The sequence below is a fragment of the Desulfosalsimonas sp. genome (genome assembly GCF_046483245.1).
Taxonomy (GTDB): domain Bacteria; phylum Desulfobacterota; class Desulfobacteria; order Desulfobacterales; family Desulfosalsimonadaceae; genus Desulfosalsimonas.
Genome location: NZ_JAWODO010000024.1, coordinates 1 through 2,929, shown reverse-complemented (window position 1 = coordinate 2,929; position 2,929 = coordinate 1). Strand labels below are relative to the sequence as shown.

Sequence of the window (2,929 nt, the reverse complement as noted above, 5' to 3'; positions counted from 1 at the left end):
AGATCATCGTGCGCAACGAGAAGCGCATGCTCCAGGAGGCCGTCGACGCCCTGATCGACAACGGCCGCCTTTTTTTGATGTCGATCAAACGAGGCAGGCCAGGACTGCATTTTTGCTCGTGTTCTTGCGGAAAGCTCTTGACGCTCAAGCTGAATAGGGGGTAGAGTCGAGCCCAGTTTACGCTGTTGCCTGAAGGTCTATGCCGCTCGAGTCGTAAGCGGAAAAAAAGAACTTATGTATTTTGAAATTGAACTGCTCCGGGCAATGATAAAAGCCCTGCCCGACCCGGTGTTTGTGATCACAGAAAGCGGGCATTACCTGGAAATCGCCGGCGGCAAGGACCCGGCCTATTATCATGACGGCTTTGGGCACAGCGCGGGCGATAAGGTGCTGTGCCGGCTTACGAAAGATTGTGCGAAACAGCTCCGGCAAGCCGATTCCCTCTACCGGATCGGGGGCGAGGAATTTGCCGTGCTGCTTCCGGAAACAAATGCAGAAAATGCATGCCAACAGGCAGAGCGACTGCGGCAAGTCTCAGAGCAGTTAAGGATAGATCTCCGGCAATCAGCGGGCCAAATCTCCATCAGTGTGGGTGTCAGTGAATTTGCGGACGCGGATACCAGCATAGAGGATGTCATGAAACGGGCTGATGCCCGCCTTTATGAGGCCAAAAGAAACGGCCGAAACCGTGTGGTGGGCGGTTAAAAAAACTTTCAGGGAGCAAAGAAAGATCATGAAAAATATCTGTATCGGCTTAATGTGGGTATTTGTTTTGTCTTTTCATCTGCTGGCCGCCCCTGGGCTGGCTGCAGCGGGAAAAAACGGCCTTTCACAGGGTCAGACCATCTATGTGCCTGCATATTCCCACATTTACAGCGGAGACAGGGAAAAACCGTTTTTGCTCACTGTTACTTTAAGCATCCGCAACACCGATCCGGACCATGGGATTCAAGTTACCCGGGTGGACTATTACGAAACCCAGGGAGAGATTCTAAGAAGATATCTGGATGCGCCCTTAACCCTTAAGCCCCTGGAATCGGTTCGCTATGTCGTGGCCCAGAGCGACAGCAGCGGCGGGTCAGGCGCCAATTTCATGGTTGAGTGGCAATCGGAAAAAAATACATCTGTCAATCCGCCCATTGCAGAGACCATCATGATCGGAACCCAGATCCAGCAAGGTGTTTCTTTTACCTCCCGGGGGCAGGTGATACGCGAAAAATAACAAGGGGCAGGTTGGTTGCTGCCTCATTGATAGACCTTTTTGTCTCCGTTGGGCTGGAGTTCCTTTTCCAGTTCCGCGAGGTTATCTGTTTTGCCCATGGCAATCACCGTGTCCCCCGCCCGGATCAGGGTCTCATGGGAGGGGTTGAACAACATCTCCCCATCCGGGGTTTTCACGGCAATGATGATCAGATTGTATTTTTGCCGGATCCCTGAGTCTTTGAGCATAAGCCCGGCAAGCGGGGAGCTTTCCTCCACCGGGATTTCATCCATCTGAATATCTTTTCGGTTATAGGTAAAAACCAGGTCCAGAAAACTGGTCACCGAGGGCCGCAGCAGGCGCTGGGCCATGCTCACCGCGCCAACTTCGTACGGCGATTCCACCCGGTTGGCGCCTGCGGCAAAAAGTTTTGCCCTGGCCTTGACACTGCTGGCCCGGGCCAGGATGAAAATATCCGGGTTGAGCTGGCGGGCGGTCAGGACCAGAAACACGTTGTCCGTATCCGTGGCCAGGGCGGCAATCAGAACCTTGGCATGCGAAACCCCCGCCCGCAGCAAAATATCCTCCTCGGTGGCATCCCCGGATATGTGCAGAATATTTTCAGCTTGCATCTGCTCGATGCGGCTTTGCTCCTTTTCAATCACCACGGGCTCAATGCCGTGGGCCCGGAAGCTGTTGCACAGCACCAGGCCGATGCGGCCATATCCGCAAACGATATAATGATCTTTCATTTGCTTGATTTTCTTATCCAATACCCGCCTCCCGAAAATGGTCCGGATTTGCGTTTCCACCAGAAACTGCACCAGCGCACTGGTGACATACAGAAAAGACACGGCCCCCATGGCCACCAGAAATATGGTAAATACCCGCCCGGTGTAGCCCATGGCATGGACCTCGCCATAACCCACGGTGGTCATGGTGATAACGGTCATGTAGGTGGCATCCAGCAGACTCCAGCCTTCGATGATCATGTATCCGAAGGTCCCGAACAGCGTTGTGATCACCAGCAGGGCAAGGGCAAAACGAAGATGTCTGGAAATGTCGGTCAAATGGCTTTCAACCTGTTTGCGTTCGATACAATCCGGGTTTACATCTTGGGAGCCGAAGGATATGAGTATATATCAGATCCTGTTGATGCACCAGAAAAAACAGATCCCCGCAAAAGCGGTGGGATTCGTTTTATAAAACATTCCGGCGGGTTTGATCAACCGGTGGTCCCGGAAAAAATGATTGATGCGCACAATTTCGGCAAAAACAGCAATATGATTCAGGTGCAGAGATGAAAATCAGAATCAAAATCATGCTGGGTTTTTTGATCCTGGCGGTGATGCTGGCGGTGGCCGGCGCGGTTTCCATTTATGAGCTGCGATCCGTGGGCGCATCGGTCCAGGGTCTTCTGGATGACAACTACCGAAGCATTGAGGCTGCAAAAAAGATGATTGAAGCCCTGGAGCGCGAAGACAGCGGCATGCTCCTGCTGCTTTCCGGGAAATGGAAAGAAGGCCGGCAAACCATCCAGGCCGCGGATGAAAAATTCATGGACGCCCTGGAGACTGCGGAAAACAATTTGACCATCCCGGATGAAAAAAGCTATGTGCAGCGGATTCACAAGGCTTACGAAAAATACCGCCGGCTGTGGGACCAGCCCATTGCCGGTACGTCCCGGGAGGGCAACCTGGGGTGGTATTTCGAAGACGCGCACAAGGC

At 53.0% G+C, this 2,929-nt stretch carries 5 protein-coding genes; 4 read left to right on the top strand and 1 reads right to left on the bottom strand.

What is annotated here, in order from left to right:
- Positions 1-234: 234 nt before the first annotated feature.
- Both R6U41_RS02580 and R6U41_RS02575 read left to right on the top strand, forming a co-directional pair.
- Complete coding sequence (locus tag R6U41_RS02580) at positions 235-705, top strand: GGDEF domain-containing protein (RefSeq protein WP_410268269.1); 471 nt, start codon at positions 235-237, stop codon at positions 703-705.
- A 28-nt stretch (positions 706-733) separates the two neighbouring features.
- Positions 734-1,222, top strand: a complete 489-nt coding sequence (locus R6U41_RS02575) for a DUF3124 domain-containing protein (RefSeq protein ID WP_410268268.1) — start codon at positions 734-736, stop codon at positions 1,220-1,222.
- 23 nt (positions 1,223-1,245) lie between these two features.
- Here the strand turns inward: R6U41_RS02575 and R6U41_RS02570 are convergent, their stop codons facing one another.
- Positions 1,246-2,271 carry a potassium channel family protein gene (locus R6U41_RS02570; protein WP_410268267.1) on the bottom strand — a complete coding sequence of 342 codons (1,026 nt, stop codon included), beginning with the start codon at positions 2,269-2,271 and terminating at the stop codon, positions 1,246-1,248.
- Here R6U41_RS02570 and R6U41_RS02565 point away from each other — a divergent pair, their 5' ends adjacent.
- On the top strand, positions 2,272-2,505 hold the full coding sequence (locus R6U41_RS02565) for a hypothetical protein (RefSeq protein ID WP_410268266.1): 234 nt from the start codon (positions 2,272-2,274) through the stop codon (positions 2,503-2,505).
- Positions 2,502-2,929, top strand: a 428-nt coding sequence (locus R6U41_RS02560) for an MCP four helix bundle domain-containing protein (protein ID WP_410268265.1), incomplete at its 3' end; no start/stop codon positions are given. The genes R6U41_RS02565 and R6U41_RS02560, both read left to right, overlap by 4 nt.

Bases quoted from the DNA above. Each gene is read 5' to 3' on its own strand.
- R6U41_RS02580 (WP_410268269.1), top strand. From the start codon at position 235: ATGTATTTTGAAATTGAACTGCTCCGGGCAATGATAAAAGCCCTGCCC.
- R6U41_RS02575 (WP_410268268.1), top strand. From the start codon at position 734: ATGAAAAATATCTGTATCGGCTTAATGTGGGTATTTGTTTTGTCTTTT.
- R6U41_RS02565 (WP_410268266.1), top strand. From the start codon at position 2,272: ATGGCTTTCAACCTGTTTGCGTTCGATACAATCCGGGTTTACATCTTG.